Consider the following 18,048-nt stretch of genomic DNA (forward strand, 5'->3'; position numbering starts at 1 on the left):
TCCTGTGAGGCGGCGGGTCGTGAGAAGCACCAACAGTCCCGGCTGCCGCATTGTTCCCCGACGCGTGTTCCGTGAGCGCGACCAGGACCGGCTTCGGTGCTAAAGTGGGAAGGGGGATCGGAGCTCACGATGGATGACGCAAGCAAGCTGGTGGCGCTCCGGCGTCATTGGGAGGCCTCGGACGCAAACGATTTCGAGGCCGAGCACGACATCTATCGCGAGGACGCGGTGCTCGACTATCCGCAGTCCGGCGAGCGCATCCGTGGCCGCAGCAACATCCAGGAGAGCCGGTTCGTGCAGCCGAACAGGAAGCGCTTCACGGTCCGGCGGATTCTCGGCGGCGGCGATCTCTGGGTGAGCGAGTTCGTCCTGAGCTATGACGGGGTGCCGTCCTACGTGGTGAGCATCATGGAATTCCGCGACGGCCTGGTGTCGCACGAGACGCAATATTTCGGCGACCGGTTCGATCCGGCGCCCTCACGCGCGCATCTTGTCGAGCGGGCGGGGTAGTTGCGCGTAAATGCGAATTGAAGCATTGCGCCAACGTTTCCACCATCGCCGGGATGACGATGAAGATGCGGGACGATGAGCGTCGCTCGCCACAACAGCACCATGGAACCGATGCGGCGGCTGGTCGCAGTCTCGTCGCCTTGATTCCGACAGACCCATCTTTATCTCTGAGGCGAACAAGAATCCGGGCCCCTCTGGCGAGGACGCCGACAATGTCGGCAAACCTCGCGATGTCGGATGACCTGTCCCGCGCGAATGGATGGATCGGCCGATCGTCGGGCCCTTTGATGTTCTCTCCGACCCAATCGTCCCCATCGCAGCTCCGTGCGGCCATTTCGCAAATTGAGGAGCAACGATGTCTGACGCCACCACTTCCAACCCGATTGAACTCGACATCACGGAACCGTCCAGCCTCAACGAGCAGGCTGCGGTGGCGCTGGTCATCGCCGGCGCGCTCGTCGCTGTCGCCGACCGACGCGTCTCGCCGGTCGAGCGCGACGAGGTGATCCGGTTCATCCGCGACCGCGGATTGGCGCCGCACATGAGCGACGACCGGCTGTTCGCGATTTTCGACGAACTGGCGGAACGGCTCGAAGAGCCGGACTTTGCCAATGTGGTGATCGACACGCTGCGTCCGGTCTCGGATCTGCCGCTGTCATCCCATCTGATGGAATTGTCGGAGCGCGTTGCTGCGGCCGACGAGGACGTGCATCCGCATGAAGTGCAGGCCATCAAGCTGTTGCGCCTGCTGACGCTGGTGTTGCCGCGCGCAAAGCCGGTCGCCTCGCGTGCGGAACAACGCACAAGTGCAACGGAGTGAGCATGAGCGCAACATCGGACGAGCGTACGACAGGAGCCGAGGGTGGTGCCGGCCAGATGGCCGGCGGGGACCCGCGCCTCGACAAGCTCGTCCATCGCCTGCCACCGCGCATGGGCGACACCGTTACCTATCTGCTGAAGCCGTCCAGCCGCTGGGTCAGGATTCCCTCCGGCGCGCTGCTCGTCGTCGGCGGCGTGTTCTCCTTCCTGCCGGTGCTCGGCATCTGGATGCTGCCGCTGGGCCTGGCATTGCTCGCCGAGGACGTGCCCGCGCTGCGTTCCTCCCGTTCAAAAGTCTTCGACTGGATCGAGCGGAAGAAGCCGCAATGGCTCGATCCGTCCGCATCGAAAAATGATCGATCATGATTGAGTTCATCACCGCAGACGCGCTGAGCGCGCTGGTTCAGGTCGTCCTGATCGACCTCGTGCTCGCCGGCGACAATGCCGTCGTCATCGGACTGGCCGCCGCGGGTCTGCCGGCCGGGCAGCGTCGGCGTGCCATCATCGTCGGCATCGCCGCCGCCACTGCGCTGCGCATCGTCTTTGCCGGTGTCGCGACCCAGCTCCTGCAAGTGATCGGCCTGTTGCTCGCCGGCGGCGTGCTGCTGCTGTGGGTCTGCTGGAAGATGTGGCGCGAGCTGCGCGAGCAGGCGGCGCATTCGCGCGAGCTGGCGTTCGGCCACGCCGGCGGCGCAAGCCCTGAGGCGGCGCCGCGCAAGACCTTCGGGCAGGCGGCGTTGCAGATCGTCGCGGCCGACGTCTCAATGTCGCTCGACAACGTGCTCGCGGTCGCGGGCGCTGCGCGCGAGCATCCCTACATCCTCGCCTTCGGCCTCTTGCTGTCGGTCGCGATGATGGGCGTGGCCGCCGACCTGCTCGGCCGCGTGTTGCAGAAGCAGCGCTGGATCGCCTATGTCGGTCTCGCCATCATCATTTACGTCGCCTTCGAGATGATCTATCGCGGCTCGCTCGAGCTCGCGCCGGTCATCGCAAGTCTCTGAGGCGATGCTTCCTGTCCGCAATCCGGAGTGATCCATGACGTCTGAACGCAAAGCACCTTCGGCGCACGCCGTGCCGCGACCGCAGATCGGTCCGTTCGCCCAGCTGATCTTCGGCTCGCGCTGGCTGCAGGTGCCGCTCTATGTCGGACTGATCATCGCGCAGGGCGTCTATGTGCTGCTGTTCCTCAAGGAGCTCTGGCACCTGGTCGTGCACTCGTTCGACGCCAGCGAGCAGCAGATCATGCTGGTCGTGCTCGGGCTGATCGACGTCGTCATGATCTCGAACCTGCTGGTGATGGTGATCGTCGGCGGCTACGAGACCTTCGTGTCCCGGCTGAACCTGAACGGCCATCCCGACGAGCCGGAATGGCTGAGCCACGTCAATGCCAGCGTGCTCAAGATCAAGCTGGCGATGGCGATCATCGGCATCTCCTCGATCTCGCTGCTCAGGACCTTCATCGAGGCCGGCAATCTCGGCACCACGCGCAGCAATTTCACCGAGAGCGGGGTGATGTGGCAGGTGCTGATCCATCTGACCTTCATCATCTCGGCGATCGGCATCGCCTGGGTCGACCGTCTCAGCGAGAGCGGCCACCGCAAGGGGGCCAATCACTGAGCCTTGGCTCAGACGACCTGCGGATAGGCCGCGTTCTCGCGCCGCTCGCGTTCGCCGAGCTCGCGCACCAGCTCCTGAAGGAAGGAATCCGTGTAAGCGGGCAGGGTGCGCTCGGCGCGAACATAGATGCCGAGGTCGGACCATACCGGGCGGCATTGTCGAGCGGCAGGAAGACGAGCTGGCTGTCGCGCGACAGCCTGTTGATGCCGAGCTGGGTCTGGAAGGCGACGCCGACGCCGCGCGCGGCGAGCTCGCGCATCAGGTCGATCGAATTGGCCTGGATCGCAGGCTCCGGCGTCTCCGGGAGCTGCGCGATCAGCGGCTGGAGCAGATGATAGATCGACAGCTCCGGCAGCGCGTGGATGACGGGGAAGGCGAGGCATTGCGCCAGCGTGACCGTCTTGCGTCGCGCCAGCGGATGCTCGCGCGCGACGACCGCACCGAGGCGAAAACGCTTCAAGGCGACCTGGCGCAGGTCCGGCGGATGCCGCAGCGCCATGGCGATGCCGATATCGGCCTCGCCGCGGCTCAGCGCCTCCAGCACGTCCGAGGATCCCTTCACCTCGGTGGTGAAGCTGACGCGCCGGGCCCGGCCGCGATGCGCGGCGATCAGGTCCGGCAGCACCGATTCCGTGAGCGACTCGATGCAGGCGATGCTGACGGTGCCGTGCCAGGCGCCGGAGAGTGACGCGACGTCGGAGCGGAAGCGGTCGAGGTCCTGGAGCACGTTCATGACATGCCGGGCCAGCATCTCGCCGACCGTGGTCAGCGTCAGGCCGCGCGCATTGCGCTCGAACAACGGCGATCCAACTTCTTGTTCAAGCTTGAGAATTTGGCGGCTGACCGCGGACGAGGCGACGTTCAGGACGCGCGCCGCAGCCCGGATCGAGCCGGTACGGCGGACGGCGTGGAAATACTGGATGGCCGGTGAGTGAAAGCGCATGGGACCCCCGGCGCACTATAGCCGTTGCCGAAACGGCAGCAACATGTGCGAAAATCTCTGCTTTTCGAGAGCGCTGCTCCCACCTAGGTTCGCCGCCGGCGCGGCCGGTCCCGGGGACCGCCCGGCCTCGCGCAACGACGCGCCAGGGGATTTCGGGGTGAACGAGAACATCGCTTGCGAGCTGGACCACGGGCCGGACGCCGGTCTGGTCGATCGCCGCCGCGCGGCGGCCTATGTCGGCGTGACCGCCGGCCGCTTCGAGCAATTGGTGCGCGACAATGTCGTGCCGCCGCCGGTCATGGTGGACAACAAGCGGCGCTGGCCGATCGCACTGCTCGATGTCGCCAGGGACGTGGTCGTCAGCAGCATGCCGTGCCTGCCTCCGATTTCTGTCGATGTCGTCGCAGAGGCGCGTCCCTGCGAACGTGACCCGGCCCCGGTCACGCACGAGCTGCCCGATCAGGCCTGGTTCGACCAGCGTGCGAAGTTCGTTCAGCGCGTGCGCCGGTCGCTGCTCTCCGGCAACGAGATCCGCCTTTTGCGCGAGTTCAAGCTGCTCAGGCAGAACCAGATCAGCATGTTCGGCTATTACGGCAGCTTCGAAGCTCTGATGGTGCGCGGCTACATCGTCGAACTCGATCGCAAGCCGCCGTCGAGCCGTCCGCTGGTGACCTATCGCCTGACCGCGCAGGGCGAGCAGGTGGTGTCGGCGCTGAAGGACGAGCCGGTGATCTGATCTGCGCTCCCTTGCAGAAGGGAGCGGTGCAGGCTTCACGCTTCCGCCGGTCGATCGTGGCGGCTGATTCGACCAATTCCAGAAGCAGCAGGCTGGACGCGGGCGGACATATCGATATATCTTGATGGATATAGCGAAGTGCGCTCTTGGATTGACGATGGAAATCAAGGTGAGGCAGCTCACGACCTGCGAGGTGGCATCCGACGGCGGCGCGATCTCGCTGGGTTTCGAGGATGTGACGGGCAATCCGGCGGCGGTCAGCGTTTCGCTCAACCAGGTCGGCGCGCTGATCATGACGCTGCCGGGGTTGCTCGAGACGGCGCTGAAGGCCCGCTACGGCGACCAGAGCCTGCGCTACGCCTATCCGCTGGCGTCCTGGGCGATCGAGCAGTCGACCGATACATCCCAGCGCATCATCACGCTGCAGACCGAGGACGGCTTCAAGGTGCGCTTCTCGATCCCGCGGGACGAGCAGAGCCTGCTGGGCGAAGCGCTGACCCAGCCGACGCCGGACATATCGGTGCGGCCGAACTAGCGGCTGTCACGACTTACGCGAACGGGAGATATCGCTCCTCAGCGCTTCCAGCTCCTTGTGCACGGCGCGCGCGGCGTCGCGCTCGATCTTGCGGTAGCGCGCGACGAGTTTTTCGCCGAACGGCGTCAGCATCGCGCCGCCGCCGCCCTTGCCGCCGGCCTGCGGCTCCACGACGGGATGTCCGCAGATGCGCTTGATCTCGTCGACGAGATCCCAGGCGCGCTTGTAGGACATGTCCATGGCTCGGCCGGCCGCGGAGATCGAGCCGTGCTCGCGGATCTGCTCCAGAAGCTCGATCTTGCCGGGCCCGATCCGATCCTCGCCGTCGAGGTCGATGCGAAGGCTCAATTGGGGAAGCGGCTTGGCGCTCGCGCGCGACATGGCGGGGTCTCTTGTACTTTGCTTGACAAGATTGCCACTCTTGCCCGTCGCGGACAAGATGAGCGCGCGCCATCACCGCACAGCGTGCATCTCCAGAAACGCCTTCACGCCGGTGACCGTGCCGGTGTCAGACGGCACATAGCCGGGCAGGGTGGCGACGGCGGCGCGGAAATCGGCGCTGCGGATGATCTCGAGGATGCGCTGCATCGGGGCGGTATCGAGAAAGGCGCGCTTGCAGACGAAGAAATAATCCTCGGTGAGGATGCGGATGAAATCGAGGCCGAAATGCCGCGCGGCGGCCTCGACGCCGAAGCTCGCGTCCGCCATGCCGCTCGCGACATAGGCGGCCACCGCGGCGTGGGTGAACTCGATCTGCTGCGCGCCGTTGATGCTGCTCTCGTCGATGCCGTTTGCGGCGAGCAATTGGTCGAACAAGAGGCGCGTGCCGGAATCATGGTCGCGGTTGACGAAGCGGACGTTTGGTCGGGTGAGATCGTTCAGCGAAGCAATGCGCAGCGGATTGCCGCGCGCGACCATCAAGCCCATCTCGCGTGTCACGAAGCTGATGATGCGATCCTCGCGCGGATCGAGCCATTCGCGCGCCGCCTTGATGCCCTGGGCGCGCAGTGCGCCGTGCGGCAGATGCAGGCCGGAGAGATCGCAGGCGCCCTGCGCCAGCGAGACCAGCGAATGCTGGTTGCTGACATAGCGCAGATCGACGCCGATGCCGGGCTCGCGGTCGAGGAATTCGCGCAGCTTCGCCACCGCAAAGCCGTGGCTCGCATGGACGCGGATCACGGAGGGGCGCTGTTCGAGGAACGGCTTGATCTCGCTCGCCAGCTCCTGCGCCAGGTTTTCGAGCTGCGGTCCGAGCCGCGCCTGCATGCGCTCGCCGGCCCACACCAAGCGTTCCCCGAACGGTGTGAGCTTTGAGCCCTTGCCGCGCTGGGTCTCGACGAGCGGCGTGCCGAAGAACTCCGACCATTGCTCGATCAGATTCCAGACGTGGCGGTAGGAGAGGTGCGCATCGCTGGCCGCGCTGGTGATCTTCCCGGTCTTCCTGATCTCGTTGAGCACGCCGAGCATGATGACCGCGGTGCGCGGGCTGCCTTCGTGGCGAAACCGCCAGACGGCCTCGATCTCGATCTGAAGCATGGGTTTTCCTTATGAACTACGCTTCATATGTGGGGCGTCCATTTGCAAACCATATCATATTTACTCCAGCCAATAGGTGCCTAGTCTGGCATACCAGAACAGGAGGAAATATGATGTCTGTTGCATATGACTTTGCGCATTCGCCGGCGACCGAATTCATGGCCCGGCCGCAGCATCTGCTGATCGACGGCCGCCGCGTTCCCGCAAGCTCCGGCCGGACCTTCAAGTCCCTCAATCCCGCCACCGGGCAGGTCATCGCCATCGTCGCCGAGGGCGGCGAGGCCGATGTCGAGCACGCCGTGGCAGCCGCGCGCCGGGCGTTCGAAGGTCCGTGGCGCACGATGCGCGCCTCCGAGCGCGGCCAGATCCTGCTGCGCTGGGCGGACCTGCTGAAACAGCACGCAGACGAGATCATCGAGCTCGAGTCGATCGATGCCGGCAAGCCGATCTCCGCGACGATGCGCCAGGACTTTCCGGCCGCCGTCGACACGCTGATCTACTACGCCGGCTGGGCCGACAAGATCAGCGGCGACGTCGTGCCGGTGCGCGACGATGCGCTGACGTACACGATGCGCGAGCCGGTCGGCGTGGTCGCGGCGATCGTGCCGTGGAATTTCCCGTTGATGATCGGCATGTGGAAGCTCGCGCCGGCGCTGGCCTGCGGCTGCACCATCGTGATGAAGCCGGCCGAGCTGACCTCGCTGTCGGCGCTGCGCATCGCCGAGCTCGCGCTCGAAGCGGGCCTCCCCGCAGGCGTCTTCAACGTCGTGACCGGCCCCGGCCGCGTCGTCGGCGACGCGCTGGTCAATCACCCCGATGTCGACAAGGTCACCTTCACCGGCTCGCCCGGGGTGGGGCGCGGAATCATGAAGGGCGCGGCCAGCAATTTCAAGCGCGTCTCGCTCGAGCTCGGCGGCAAGTCAGCCAACGTGATTTTCGATGATGCCGATCTTGAAGCAGCCAGCAAGGCTGCGGCCTCCGGCATCTTCTTCAACGCGGGCCAGGTCTGCTCGGCCGGCTCCCGCGTGCTGGTGCAGGAGAACGCCTATGACGAAGTTGTCGAACGTCTGGCTGCGCGCGCGAAGTCGATCAGGATCGGCGATCCGCTCGACCGCAAGACCGCGCTTGGCCCCGTCATCTCCGAGAAGCAGATGAAGTCGATCCTCGACTATGTCGATATCGGCCGGAAGGAGGGGGCGAGGCTCGTCACCGGCGGGATGCGTGTCGGCGAGCGCGGCTATTTCATCAGCCCGACCGTATTCGCAGATGTCGCCCACGAGATGCGGATCTCGCAGGAGGAGATCTTTGGCCCCGTCGTCAGCGTCATCAAGTTCAAGGACGAGGCCGACGCCTTGCGGATCGCCAACGGCACCGCCTACAGCCTCGCCGCCGGTGTCTGGAGCCGCGACATCGGCAAGCTGCAGCGCTTCGCCAAGCGGGCACGCGCCGGCACGGTCTGGATGAACACCTATGGCTATACCGACGTGCGTCTGCCCTGGGGCGGCGAACGCGACTCCGGCCTTGGCCGCGAGCACGGCAGCGCCGCACTCGACAATTTCACCGAGCCCAAGGCCGTGTGGATGAACCTGGCCGTCTGAGTACCTCCCGATCGGCCAATCCTGGGCCCGCCTGGCACGGTCAGGCGGGCTCTTTTTTCGAGATCGATAAAATTGTCTGCAATCCGCTCAGCGGTGGCAAACCGTGCGGACAAGAAGCGCGGCGCCTTAAACCAGAGCTTTGGAACCAGGCTGCATCCTGCCGGCAAAGGGCAGGGCATCATCATGTTAATTCTCAGGGAGATCGTCGCAGCAGTCGCGGGAGTCTATGCACTCCTGTTCGTCTGCGACGCATTGTTCGGCGTCGGCGAAGCCCGCTTCGACGACGCTTATTACCACGCCAGCTTCTATGCGCCGAAGCCGAAGGAATTCCGCTTCGCCGGCGATACGCCGCCGGCGGTCCGCGTCAGCGACGCCTTCGCGCAGTTCTCTGCAAGCGAAGCCAAGCCGAACAGGCGCTACTCGTCGCTGACGACGATCATCCGCTGACGCTGGGCTCACTCCCCCTGGACCCATTCGGCGACGCCGCGCCAGAGCGTGTCGCGGTGCTCGGGGCGGAAGAAGCCGAAATGGCCTATTCCCTTGGCGCCGACGTCTGACGGTTTCACTGTCAGTACCTCGGGCTTGATCGCGGTGAATCCGCCGGTGAGCAGCTCGACCGCGGGCCGCGTCGCCCAGGGATCATCGGAGAAGCACAGCGCGCGCAGCTCGCCCTTGAACTTGGCAAAATTCTCCAGCGCTGGCAGTTTTGAATCGAAGAGGTAGCGCGGGCTGGACACCCAATCCGCCCATTGCAGGAAGACGCCCTTGGGCAGGTCCTCGCCGATGCCGGCCCAGCCCGGCGCATAGCCGAGCGCGTGGGCGAGCGGCACGCCGACAAAATTCATGAAGGCGAAGACGCGGTATTTTTCCGGCGACGTCATCAGCCGCCAGGTCGCGGCCTGCGAGGCCACGAAGGCGGCGCGGGAAATTTCGCTGTTGTTGGCGATCAGCCCGAGCGCCTGGCCGCCGAAGGAGTGGCCAACATAGGCAAGCGGCAGGGTATTGTAGCGCTCGCGCATCCAGCGCACCGCGGCGGTGACATCGAGCGCGGCCCAATCCGACATCGAGGCCTTGAAGCCGACCAGCGATTTCGGCTGGTTGTAGCCGACCATCGCCGGCAGCCGGGAGTCGCCGATGCCGCGATAGTCGTAAGTCATCACCGCGCAGCCGCGATGGGCGAGGTAGGAGGCAAAGCCCCGATAGATCTTGCGCGGAACCGCGGTCGCCGAGTTGATCAGGACGGCTTGGTGCTAGGTGCCGCGCGGCAGGAACAGGGTGCCGGCCAGCCCATACCCGTCGGTTGCGGGGAAGCTGATCTCGTCGATGAAAACGTCGTCCAGTGCCGCGTCCATGGGCAGAAGGTGTCCCCGCCGGTTTCCTTGCCGGTTTCCTTGCCAGTTTCCTTGCCGTTTCCCAGCAAAAGCGAATTTGGCTTTCGCCGCAAGGGTTTGTCGTGCCGACTGGATTTACAACTGGCGGCCGGGAGCGAGCCTGTGTATAAGGCGGCCCTCGCAACCCACAGATCAGGTTGTGCTTTTTGCTTCACGGAGAGATTGCGATGTCCGAGCGATGGACGCCCGAGTCCTGGCGCAGCAAGCCGGTGCTACAGGTGCCCGATTATCCCGACGCCAAGGCCCTGGCCGACGTCGAGGCGCAGCTTGCGACCTTTCCGCCGCTGGTGTTCGCGGGCGAGGCGCGCAATCTGAAGAAGGCGCTGGCCCGCGTTGCGGCCGGCGAGGCCTTCCTGTTGCAGGGCGGTGACTGCGCCGAGAGCTTTGCCGAGCACGGCGCCAACAACATCCGCGACTTCTTCCGCGTGCTGCTGCAGATGGCGGTGGTGTTGACTTATGCGGGCGCGGTGCCCGTGGTGAAGGTCGGTCGCATCGCCGGCCAATTCGCAAAGCCGCGCTCATCGTCGACCGAAAAGGTGGATGGCGTCGAGCTGCCGAGCTATCGCGGCGACATCGTCAACGACATCGCCTTCACCAGGGAAGCGCGCGTGCCCGATCCGCAGCGCCAGCTGATGGCCTATCGCCAGTCGGCGGCGACGCTGAACCTGCTGCGCGCCTTCGCCACCGGCGGCTACGCCAATCTCGGCAGCGTGCATCAGTGGATGCTCGGCTTCCTCAAGGATTCACCGCAGTCCCGCCGCTACAAGGAACTGGCCGACCGCATCTCGGACGCGCTCAACTTCATGCGCGCCTGCGGCCTCGATCTCGAAGCCCATCCCGAGCTGCGCGCCACCGATTTCTACACCAGCCACGAGGCACTGCTGCTCGGTTACGAGCAGGCCATGACCCGCGTCGATTCGACGACGGGCGACTGGTACGCGACGTCAGGCCACATGATCTGGATCGGCGACCGCACCCGCCAGCTCGATCATGGCCATATCGAATATTTCCGCGGCATCAAGAATCCGATCGGGCTGAAGTGCGGCCCGTCGCTCAAGCCCGACGAGCTGTTGAAGCTGATCGACGTGCTCAACCCCGACAACGAGCCGGGCCGGTTGACGCTGATCGGCCGTTTCGGCTCGGACAAGGTCGGCGAGCATCTGCCGAACATGATCCGCGCCGTGAAGCGCGAGGGCAAGGTCGTGGTCTGGTCCTGCGATCCCATGCACGGCAACACCATCACCTCGACGTCGGGCTACAAGACGCGCCCCTTTGACCGTGTCCTGTCCGAGGTGAAGTCGTTCTTCACGATCCACGCGGCGGAAGGCACCCATGCCGGCGGCGTGCACCTGGAGATGACCGGCCAGGACGTCACCGAGTGTATCGGCGGTGCGCGCGCGATCACGGACGAGGATCTGAACGATCGTTACCACACGGTCTGCGATCCCCGCCTCAATGCCGAGCAATCCATCGACATGGCTTTCCTGATCGCGGAGCTCCTCAAGCAGGAGCGCGCCGGCAAGGTCAAGCCGATGCCGGCCGCAGCGGGGCTGTAAAACCTTGCTGCGGATCTGGAAGGCCACGATCAATTCCCGTAACGGTCTGGCCTTTGCATTCCGCTCGGAGCAGGCCGTCCGCGAGGAGATTCTTGCGCTCCTGCTGTCGCTGCCGCTGGCATGGTTCATCGGTGCGACCGCGATGCGCGCCGTCGAGCTGGTCTGTTCGGTTGCGTTCGTGCTGACGGTCGAACTGCTCAACACCGCGATCGAGAAGCTCGCCGATCGCCTGACCATGGATCATGACAAGCAGATCGGGCGGGTCAAGGACACGGGCTCGGCCGCGGTCGGTGTCGCGCTGCTGATGGCCGGCGCGTTCTGGATCATCGCCGTCATCGAGCGATTGGGGTTCCTCTAAAGCGCATCGCGCTTTAGGTTGTTGTATACGCATGATCCGGAAAACCGCTTCGCACTTTTCCGGATCATGCTTTAGGCACGATCGGAGCGCGGCGGCCATGACCGAACGTCTCAATGCATTCGCGGTCACGCTCGCCCAGCTCAATCCGACCATGGGCGACATCGAGGGCAATGCCGCGAAAGCGCGTGCCGCACGTGCGCAGGCTGCCGCCGACGGCGCCGATCTCGTGCTGTTTCCGGAATTGTTCATCGCCGGCTATCCGCCGGAAGACCTGGTGCAGAAGCCGGCGTTCCAGGCCGCCTGCCGCACGGCGATCGAGAGCCTCGCCCGCGAGACCGCCGATGGCGGCCCGGCAATGCTGGTCGGCACGCCCTGGGTCGAGGAGGGTAGGCTCTACAATGCCTGCGCGCTGCTCGACGGCGGCCGCATCGCCGGCTTGCGCTTCAAATGCAATCTGCCGAATTACGGCGTGTTCGACGAGAAGCGGCTGTTTTCGCGCGGGCCTGCCGCGGGCCCCGTGACCGTGCGCGGCGTGCGCATCGGCGTGCCGATCTGCGAGGACATCTGGCTCGAAGAATCCGAGGACTACGAGAATGTGGTCGAGACGCTGGCCGAGACCGGCGCCGAGATCATCCTGGTGCCGAACGGCTCGCCCTACGCCCGCGACAAGAGCGACGTGCGCCTGTCCGTCGCCGTGGCTCGCGTGACCGAGACCGGGTTGCCGCTGGTCTATCTCAACCAAACTTGCGGCCAGGACGAACTGGTATTCGACGGGGCGTCGTTCGCGCTCAACGGCGATCTCTCGCTCGCGGTGCAATTGCCGGCGTTCGAGGAGAACGTCACCACGCTGCGCTTCACGCGCAACGGCGACGACTGGCGCTGCAATGGTCCGATCGCGGAGCAGCTCGAGGGCGACAAGGCCGACTATGCCGCCTGCGTGCTGGGCCTGCGCGACTACGTCGCCAAGAACGGCTTTCCCGGCGTGCTGCTCGGCATTTCCGGCGGCATCGACTCTGCGCTGTGCGCGGCGATCGCGGTCGATGCGCTCGGTGTCGATCAGGTGCATGGCGTGATGCTGCCTTACCGCTACACTGCGGCACACTCGATCGCGGATGCCGGCGAGCTCGCCGGGCATCTCGGCATCCGCTACGAGGTGCTGCCGATCGCGGAGGCCGTGGCCGGCTTCGAGACCATCCTGTCCGGCATCTTCAAGAACCTACCGCCCGATATCACCGAGGAGAATCTCCAGGCCCGCACCCGCGGCACGCTCTTGATGGCGATCTCCAACAAGACCGGGCTGATGGTGGTGACGACAGGCAACAAGTCGGAAATGTCGGTCGGCTACGCCACGCTCTATGGCGACATGAACGGCGGCTTCAACCCGATCAAGGACATCTACAAGACGCAGGTGTTTCGGCTGGCAAGCTTGCGTAACGGCTGGAAGCCCGATAGCGCGCTCGGGCCGGCGGGCGAGGTGATCCCGCCCGACATCATCACGCGCCCGCCGACGGCGGAGCTGCGCGAGAACCAGACCGATCAGGACTCGCTGCCGCCCTACGACGTGCTCGATGCGATCCTGGAACGTCTTGTCGAGCGCGAAGAGCCGCTCGATCAGATCATCGCCGCCGGCTTCGACCGCGAGATCGTCACCCGCATCGACCATCTGCTCAACGTCGCCGAATACAAGCGCCGCCAGGCCGCGCCCGGCGTGAAGGTGACACCCAGGAATTTCGGCCGCGACCGCCGCTATCCCATCACCAACCGCTTTCGCGACAAGGGCGAGCCGCTGCCGGCGCCTGACGAAACGCTGGTCTCGCGCGGGAGCAGGGCGTCAATCGACGCGTTCGAGGGGTGAGGTCAGAGACTGGCGGCGCTACGACGGGGTTGCGAAGAACAGCACCCGAAGCAAGTGGGTGTATTCGGATTCGAGCACCATGATCGACACAAAGACCAACACCGCGATCGGCGGCAGCAGGATGGCATAGGCCAAGGCCAGTCGCTCCCAGGCCATGTGCATGAAGACGGCGACGATCAGGCCGGCCTTCAACACCATGAACAGCAGGATCAGCGACCACCTCAGATATCCATGCAGGCCAAAATAGTCGACGAGGTAGGAGCACGTGCTGAGGACGAACAACCAGCCCCAGACCACGAGGTAGAGCCTGATCGGGTGCTGTTGACCGGTGGCGTGAACGGCTCCCGTTGCGACTGCGCCATGCGCCGGAGCGTGGAGCTGTCCTTCCATGTGTATCGCCGTGTTTGTCATGCGCCGACCTCACCAAAGATAGAAGAACGCAAAGATGAATACCCACACGAGATCGACGAAGTGCCAGTACAGGCCCATGATCTCGACGATCTCGTAATACCCCTTGCGGCTCGTGAAGAAGCCGCGCCTCTCGACGTCGAAGTCGCCGCGCAAGACCTTCCGCGCAATGGCGATCAGGAAGATCACGCCGATCGTCACGTGGGTGCCGTGGAAGCCGGTGATCATGAAGAAGCTCGCGCCGAACTGCGGTGCGCCCCACGGATTGCCCCAGGGTCGGACGCCCTCCATGATCAGCTTGGTCCATTCGAAGGCCTGCATGCCGACGAAGGTTGCGCCGAACGCCGCCGTGGCCAGCATCAAGGCTGCGGTTCTGACGCGATCGCGGCGGTAGCCGAAATTGACGGCCATCGCCATCGTCCCGCTGCTGCTGATCAGGATAAAGGTCATGATGGCGATCAGGATCAGCGGAATGTGCTTGCCGGCGATGTTGAGGGCGAAGACTTCGCTGGGATTGGGCCACGGCACGGTCGTCGACATGCGCGCCGTCATGTAGGAGAGCAGGAAGCAGCTGAAGATGAAGGTGTCGCTGAGGAGGAAGATCCACATCATGGCCTTGCCCCAGGACACGTTCTTGAAGGCGCGCTGATCGGACGCCCAGTCGGCGGCGATGCCGCGCCAGCCTTCAAGCCGCGCAGTCGAATGGCCTGGATTTGTCAGCATGGTCTCTGCCATCTGGTCTCGCCTCCCTAGCTCAGCAATCGGCGACAGATGTTGACGAAATCGTCGGTCCAGCCCGTGAGAAGCCCGAGCAGCACAAGCCAGACCAGCAGCAGGAAGTGCCAATAGATGGCGCACAGCTCCACGCTCAAGCGCATGTCGGCGATCGCGGCGCCGCGCCACATCTTGGTCGAGGTTCTGCCAAGCGCCACCAGACCGCCCGTCAGATGCAGCCCGTGCACTGCGGTCAACAGGTAGAAGAAGGAGTTCGCCGGATTGGACGCCACGAAATATCCGGCCGCGCCGAGCTGTTGCCAGGCCAGGAGCTGTCCGCCGAGGAAGATCACGGCAGCCGCGCCGCCCGCGAGCAGGCCGATCATGACGCCTTCAGCGTCGTCTCGGCGCGCGGCCACGTAGGACCATTGCAGCGCGACGCTGCTCAGGACCAGGACGCCCGTGTTGAACCACAGCAGCCGCGGCACGGGCAGCGCCCGCCAGTCCGCCACGTCCATGCGCATCGAGTAGGCGCTGATGAAGAGGACGAATAGTGTGCTCGCGACGGCGAGAAACACGCCAAGTCCAACCTTCGCTGCCGGCCAGGTCATGGCATCGCCGCCGGGGAAGTCACCGATCGGACCTTCCTCCAGCCAGGGCTTGGCCGTCAGCCGCTGCTGCGACAGCCACCACCCGGCGATCACCGCAAGCACAGCCAGGAACAGGATGACGGCGCTCACGAAGCAGCTCCCTGAACGAGGTGCGTCGCGCCCGGCGGCTGGTTCTGCGGGATGAAGTCCTCGGCGGCGCCGGGTACGCTGTAGTCGTAGGCCCAGCGGTACACGACCGGGAGCTCCTTGCCCCAGTTGCCGTGCCCGGGGGGCGTCTCCGGCGTCTGCCACTCCAGCGTCGTCGCCTGCCACGGATTGCCGCCTGAGGCCTCACCTTTGAACAGGCTCCAGGCAAGATTGAACAGGAACACCATCTGGCTGAAGCCGACGGTCAAGGCCACCACGGAGATGAAGGCGTTCAGTGAGTGGGCTGAGGACGGGATGAACGACGTATCTCCGAGTTCGAAATACCGGCGCGGAACCCCGAGCAGTCCAAGATAGTGCATGGGGAAGAAGATCAGGTAGGCGCCGAGGAAGGTGACCCAGAAGTGAAACTTGCCCAGGACGTCGTTCAGCATCCGCCCCGTGACCTTGGGGTACCAATGATAGATAGCGCCGAGCACGACCATGATCGGCGCCACGCCCATCACCATGTGGAAATGCGCGACCACGAACATGGTATCCGAGAGGGGCACGTCCACGACGACGTTGCCGAGGAAGAGGCCGGTGAGCCCGCCGTTCACGAAGGTGATGATGAAGCCGAGGGCGAACAGCATCGGCACCCTGAGATGAATGTCGCCGCGCCACAGGGTCAGCACCCAGTTGTAGACCTTGATCGCGGTGGGGATGGCGATGATGAGCGTCGTGGTGGCGAAGAAGTACCCGAATTGCGGGAACATGCCGCTCACATACATGTGGTGTGCCCATACGACGAAGCTGAGCGCGCCGATGCCCACGATCGCCCAGACCATCATGCGGTAACCGAAGATGTTCTTGCGCGCATGCGTGCTGATCAGATCGGAGACGATGCCGAAGGCGGGCAGGGCGACGATGTAGACCTCGGGGTGGCCGAAGAACCAGAACAGGTGCTGGAACAGCAGCGGGCTGCCGCCGCCATATTTCGACAGCTGGCCCATCTCGACGAGGGAGGGCATGAAGAAGCTGGTTCCCAGCAGACGGTCGAGCAGCAGCATGACCGAGGCAACGAAGAGTGCAGGGAATGCGAGGAGCGCCATGACGGTCGCCGTGAAAATGCCCCACACCGTCAGGGGCAGGCGCATCAACGTCATGCCGCGGGTGCGCGCCTGGAGCACCGTGACCACGTAATTCAGCCCGCCCATGGTGAAGCCGATGATGAACAGGATCAGGGACGACATCATGAGAATGATGCCCCAATCCTGCCCGGGCGTTCCGGAGAGGATCGCTTGCGGCGGGTACAGCGTCCAGCCGGCGCCGGTGGGGCCTCCGGGCACGAAGAATGTCGAGGCCAGCACCAGGACTGCGAGCAGGTAGACCCAGTAGCTCAGCATGTTCACATAAGGGAAGACCATGTCCCGGGCGCCGACCATCAGCGGGATCAGGTAGTTGCCGAAGCCGCCCAGGAACAATGCGGTGAGCAGGTAGATCACCATGATCATGCCGTGCATGGTGATGAATTGGAGGTACTGGTTGGCGTCGATGAAGGAGAAGGTGCCGGGGAATCCCAGTTGCAGTCGCATCAGCCACGACAGCACCAGGGCCACCAGCCCGATGGCCGAGGCCGTCAGCGAGTACTGAATGGCGATCACCTTGGCGTCCTGCGAGAAGACATACCGTGTCCACCAGCTCCTCGGATGATAGAGCTCGACATCAGGTACTTCGGCAGGCGGCGTGCCAGCGATCCCTTCATATGGAATATCGACCATAGAAAACCTCCTCGGTCGTTTCCATCGGGGGCGACGAGTTGGCCTCGCGCACCCGATCCATCTTCGCGGCGGCGCCTTGCTACTTGCCGCCGGATTGATATGTCGCCTTCACGACGGTGTTTGCCGGCGACAATTCTGCAAACGTTTTCTGTTGCTCCAGCCAAGCGTGATATTCACGCTCTTCGTCGATGATGACCTTGGCCCGCATCTGATAATGAGCCGCGCCACAAAGCTCCGCACAGAGAACGTCGAACGTTCCGGTTCGGATCGGCGTGATCCAGAAATAAGTCACCATGCCCGGAACCATGTCCATCTTGGCCCGGAATTCGGGCACGTAGAAATCGTGCAGGACATCAACCGAGCGGAGGAGAACCTTGACCGGCTTTCCCAGCTGAAGGTGCAGGTCGCCGTTCTCGATCACGACGTCGTCCTGCGCGTGTAGATCGTCGCGATTGAGCCCCATCGGATTGTCGGAAGCGATGTTGCGGACATCGGATGTGCCGAGCCGCCCGTCCTTGCCCGGAAGGCGGAAGCTCCATTGCCATTGCTGGCCCATGACCTCGACCTCGGTGGCATCCGCAGGCACCGTCACGAACTGGTGCCAGACCACGAGGCCAGGCGCGAGCATGGCGGCGACGCCGATGCCGGTCCCGACGCTCAGCCACCATTCGAGCTTTTTGTTTTCAGGATTGTAGTCAGCCCGTCTTCCCTCCTTGTGATGAAAGCGGAAGACGCAATAGGCCATGAAGGCGATCACCGCGACGAAAACAAAACCCGTGATCCAGAACGTGATGCTGATGGTGTGATCGATATAGGCCCAGTTCGTGGCGATCGGCGTCCACCACCACGGGCTGTAGAGGTGAAACAGCACCGAGCCGATCGCGACCAGAAGCAGTATCAGTGCGACAGCCATCCTGATCCATCCTTGCCATCGAAGGCTACGGATACGAATCCAGG

The 18,048-nt window shown here is 64.3% G+C and carries 20 protein-coding genes and 1 pseudogene; 12 read left to right on the top strand and 9 right to left on the bottom strand.

Annotation, left to right across the window (positions count from 1 at the left end; translation table 11 throughout):
- Positions 1–129: 129 nt before the first annotated feature.
- The 5 genes from RAD15_RS01180 (at position 130) to RAD15_RS01200 (ending at position 2,946) form a co-directional block, all read left to right on the top strand.
- Complete coding sequence (locus RAD15_RS01180) at positions 130–510, top strand: nuclear transport factor 2 family protein (protein ID WP_458173565.1); 381 nt, start codon at positions 130–132, stop codon at positions 508–510.
- Between the two features lie 355 nt (positions 511–865).
- Entirely contained in the window at positions 866–1,330 is a 465-nt protein-coding gene (locus RAD15_RS01185; RefSeq protein WP_458173567.1) for a TerB family tellurite resistance protein, read from the top strand.
- 2 nt (positions 1,331–1,332) lie between these two features.
- Complete coding sequence (locus tag RAD15_RS01190) at positions 1,333–1,695, top strand: hypothetical protein (RefSeq protein ID WP_458173569.1); 363 nt, start codon at positions 1,333–1,335, stop codon at positions 1,693–1,695.
- Positions 1,692–2,330 (top strand): TerC family protein, encoded by a 639-nt coding sequence (locus RAD15_RS01195; RefSeq protein WP_458173571.1) that lies wholly within the window; start codon positions 1,692–1,694, stop codon positions 2,328–2,330. The genes RAD15_RS01190 and RAD15_RS01195 overlap by 4 nt, the downstream gene beginning before the upstream one ends.
- Positions 2,331–2,364: 34 nt before the next feature.
- Entirely contained in the window at positions 2,365–2,946 is a 582-nt protein-coding gene (locus RAD15_RS01200; RefSeq protein ID WP_458173573.1) for a TIGR00645 family protein, read from the top strand.
- Here the strand turns inward: RAD15_RS01200 and RAD15_RS01205 are convergent.
- Positions 2,909–3,889, bottom strand: a complete 981-nt coding sequence (locus tag RAD15_RS01205; protein ID WP_458173575.1) for a LysR family transcriptional regulator — start codon at positions 3,887–3,889, stop codon at positions 2,909–2,911. The two genes, RAD15_RS01200 and RAD15_RS01205, sit on opposite strands and share 38 nt — an antisense overlap.
- Before the next feature lie 157 nt (positions 3,890–4,046).
- Here RAD15_RS01205 and RAD15_RS01210 point away from each other — a divergent pair, with 157 nt between their 5' ends.
- Together RAD15_RS01210 and RAD15_RS01215 are read left to right on the top strand one after the other, a co-directional pair.
- The gene (locus RAD15_RS01210; protein ID WP_458173577.1) at positions 4,047–4,625 is read left to right on the top strand and encodes a hypothetical protein; all 579 of its coding nucleotides are present in this window, start codon (positions 4,047–4,049) and stop codon (positions 4,623–4,625) included.
- Between the two features lie 157 nt (positions 4,626–4,782).
- Entirely contained in the window at positions 4,783–5,160 is a 378-nt protein-coding gene (locus RAD15_RS01215; protein ID WP_458173579.1) for a hypothetical protein, read from the top strand.
- 6 nt (positions 5,161–5,166) lie between these two features.
- Here RAD15_RS01215 and RAD15_RS01220 read toward each other — a convergent pair whose 3' ends face one another.
- Positions 5,167–5,541: a winged helix-turn-helix domain-containing protein gene (locus RAD15_RS01220; RefSeq protein WP_458173581.1), complete on the bottom strand. Its 375-nt coding sequence runs from the start codon at positions 5,539–5,541 to the stop codon at positions 5,167–5,169.
- 72 nt (positions 5,542–5,613) lie between these two features.
- Positions 5,614–6,696 carry a substrate-binding domain-containing protein gene (locus tag RAD15_RS01225; protein ID WP_458173583.1) on the bottom strand — a complete coding sequence of 361 codons (1,083 nt, stop codon included), beginning with the start codon at positions 6,694–6,696 and terminating at the stop codon, positions 5,614–5,616.
- Positions 6,697–6,809: 113 nt separating this feature from the next.
- Here RAD15_RS01225 and RAD15_RS01230 point away from each other — a divergent pair, with 113 nt between their 5' ends.
- A complete protein-coding gene (locus RAD15_RS01230; protein ID WP_458173585.1) occupies positions 6,810–8,294 on the top strand; it encodes an aldehyde dehydrogenase family protein in 1,485 nt (494 codons plus the stop codon).
- A gap of 183 nt (positions 8,295–8,477) precedes the next feature.
- On the top strand, positions 8,478–8,741 hold the full coding sequence (locus RAD15_RS01235) for a hypothetical protein (protein ID WP_458173587.1): 264 nt from the start codon (positions 8,478–8,480) through the stop codon (positions 8,739–8,741).
- An 8-nt stretch (positions 8,742–8,749) separates the two neighbouring features.
- Here RAD15_RS01235 and RAD15_RS01240 read toward each other — a convergent pair.
- Positions 8,750–9,646: pseudogene (locus RAD15_RS01240) on the bottom strand (alpha/beta hydrolase family protein).
- Positions 9,647–9,852: 206 nt separating this feature from the next.
- Here RAD15_RS01240 and RAD15_RS01245 point away from each other — a divergent pair.
- From RAD15_RS01245 to RAD15_RS01255, 3 genes are all read left to right on the top strand, one after another.
- The gene (locus tag RAD15_RS01245; protein WP_458173589.1) at positions 9,853–11,241 is read left to right on the top strand and encodes a class II 3-deoxy-7-phosphoheptulonate synthase; all 1,389 of its coding nucleotides are present in this window, start codon (positions 9,853–9,855) and stop codon (positions 11,239–11,241) included.
- A 4-nt stretch (positions 11,242–11,245) separates the two neighbouring features.
- Positions 11,246–11,599 (top strand): diacylglycerol kinase, encoded by a 354-nt coding sequence (locus tag RAD15_RS01250; protein WP_458173591.1) that lies wholly within the window; start codon positions 11,246–11,248, stop codon positions 11,597–11,599.
- A gap of 97 nt (positions 11,600–11,696) precedes the next feature.
- Positions 11,697–13,454: an NAD+ synthase gene (locus RAD15_RS01255; protein WP_458173593.1), complete on the top strand. Its 1,758-nt coding sequence runs from the start codon at positions 11,697–11,699 to the stop codon at positions 13,452–13,454.
- 18 nt (positions 13,455–13,472) lie between these two features.
- Here the strand turns inward: RAD15_RS01255 and RAD15_RS01260 are convergent, their stop codons facing one another.
- The 5 genes from RAD15_RS01260 to RAD15_RS01280 all read right to left on the bottom strand — a co-directional run bounded on the left by RAD15_RS01260 (position 13,473) and on the right by RAD15_RS01280 (position 18,004).
- Positions 13,473–13,865 carry a cytochrome C oxidase subunit IV family protein gene (locus tag RAD15_RS01260; protein ID WP_458173595.1) on the bottom strand — a complete coding sequence of 131 codons (393 nt, stop codon included), beginning with the start codon at positions 13,863–13,865 and terminating at the stop codon, positions 13,473–13,475.
- Positions 13,866–13,874: 9 nt separating this feature from the next.
- Positions 13,875–14,597, bottom strand: a complete 723-nt coding sequence (locus RAD15_RS01265; RefSeq protein WP_458173597.1) for a heme-copper oxidase subunit III family protein — start codon at positions 14,595–14,597, stop codon at positions 13,875–13,877.
- Positions 14,598–14,611: 14 nt separating this feature from the next.
- On the bottom strand, positions 14,612–15,316 hold the full coding sequence (locus tag RAD15_RS01270; protein WP_458173599.1) for a cytochrome c oxidase subunit 3: 705 nt from the start codon (positions 15,314–15,316) through the stop codon (positions 14,612–14,614).
- On the bottom strand, positions 15,313–17,091 hold the full coding sequence (locus RAD15_RS01275; protein WP_458173601.1) for a cbb3-type cytochrome c oxidase subunit I: 1,779 nt from the start codon (positions 17,089–17,091) through the stop codon (positions 15,313–15,315). Before RAD15_RS01275 ends, RAD15_RS01270 begins: the two co-directional genes overlap by 4 nt.
- A 79-nt stretch (positions 17,092–17,170) precedes the next feature.
- Positions 17,171–18,004: a cytochrome c oxidase subunit II gene (locus tag RAD15_RS01280; protein WP_458173603.1), complete on the bottom strand. Its 834-nt coding sequence runs from the start codon at positions 18,002–18,004 to the stop codon at positions 17,171–17,173.
- Between the last annotated feature and the right edge of the window lie 44 nt (positions 18,005–18,048).

It is taken from the genome of Bradyrhizobium sp. 14AA (genome assembly GCF_054185205.1).

What these genes read in the sequence shown, in the direction of transcription:
- RAD15_RS01190 (WP_458173569.1), top strand. Translation starts at nt 1,333, where the DNA reads ATGAGCGCAACATCGGACGAGCGTACGACAGGAGCCGAGGGTGGTGCC.
- RAD15_RS01205 (WP_458173575.1), bottom strand. Translation starts at nt 3,889, where the DNA reads ATGCGCTTTCACTCACCGGCCATCCAGTATTTCCACGCCGTCCGCCGT.
- RAD15_RS01245 (WP_458173589.1), top strand. Translation starts at nt 9,853, where the DNA reads ATGTCCGAGCGATGGACGCCCGAGTCCTGGCGCAGCAAGCCGGTGCTA.
- RAD15_RS01185 (WP_458173567.1), top strand. Translation starts at nt 866, where the DNA reads ATGTCTGACGCCACCACTTCCAACCCGATTGAACTCGACATCACGGAA.
- RAD15_RS01200 (WP_458173573.1), top strand. Translation starts at nt 2,365, where the DNA reads ATGACGTCTGAACGCAAAGCACCTTCGGCGCACGCCGTGCCGCGACCG.
- RAD15_RS01265 (WP_458173597.1), bottom strand. Translation starts at nt 14,597, where the DNA reads ATGGCAGAGACCATGCTGACAAATCCAGGCCATTCGACTGCGCGGCTT.
- RAD15_RS01180 (WP_458173565.1), top strand. Translation starts at nt 130, where the DNA reads ATGGATGACGCAAGCAAGCTGGTGGCGCTCCGGCGTCATTGGGAGGCC.
- RAD15_RS01235 (WP_458173587.1), top strand. Translation starts at nt 8,478, where the DNA reads ATGTTAATTCTCAGGGAGATCGTCGCAGCAGTCGCGGGAGTCTATGCA.
- RAD15_RS01195 (WP_458173571.1), top strand. Translation starts at nt 1,692, where the DNA reads ATGATTGAGTTCATCACCGCAGACGCGCTGAGCGCGCTGGTTCAGGTC.
- RAD15_RS01275 (WP_458173601.1), bottom strand. Translation starts at nt 17,091, where the DNA reads ATGGTCGATATTCCATATGAAGGGATCGCTGGCACGCCGCCTGCCGAA.
- RAD15_RS01220 (WP_458173581.1), bottom strand. Translation starts at nt 5,541, where the DNA reads ATGTCGCGCGCGAGCGCCAAGCCGCTTCCCCAATTGAGCCTTCGCATC.
- RAD15_RS01260 (WP_458173595.1), bottom strand. Translation starts at nt 13,865, where the DNA reads ATGACAAACACGGCGATACACATGGAAGGACAGCTCCACGCTCCGGCG.
- RAD15_RS01230 (WP_458173585.1), top strand. Translation starts at nt 6,810, where the DNA reads ATGTCTGTTGCATATGACTTTGCGCATTCGCCGGCGACCGAATTCATG.
- RAD15_RS01225 (WP_458173583.1), bottom strand. Translation starts at nt 6,696, where the DNA reads ATGCTTCAGATCGAGATCGAGGCCGTCTGGCGGTTTCGCCACGAAGGC.
- RAD15_RS01215 (WP_458173579.1), top strand. Translation starts at nt 4,783, where the DNA reads ATGGAAATCAAGGTGAGGCAGCTCACGACCTGCGAGGTGGCATCCGAC.
- RAD15_RS01280 (WP_458173603.1), bottom strand. Translation starts at nt 18,004, where the DNA reads ATGGCTGTCGCACTGATACTGCTTCTGGTCGCGATCGGCTCGGTGCTG.
- RAD15_RS01255 (WP_458173593.1), top strand. Translation starts at nt 11,697, where the DNA reads ATGACCGAACGTCTCAATGCATTCGCGGTCACGCTCGCCCAGCTCAAT.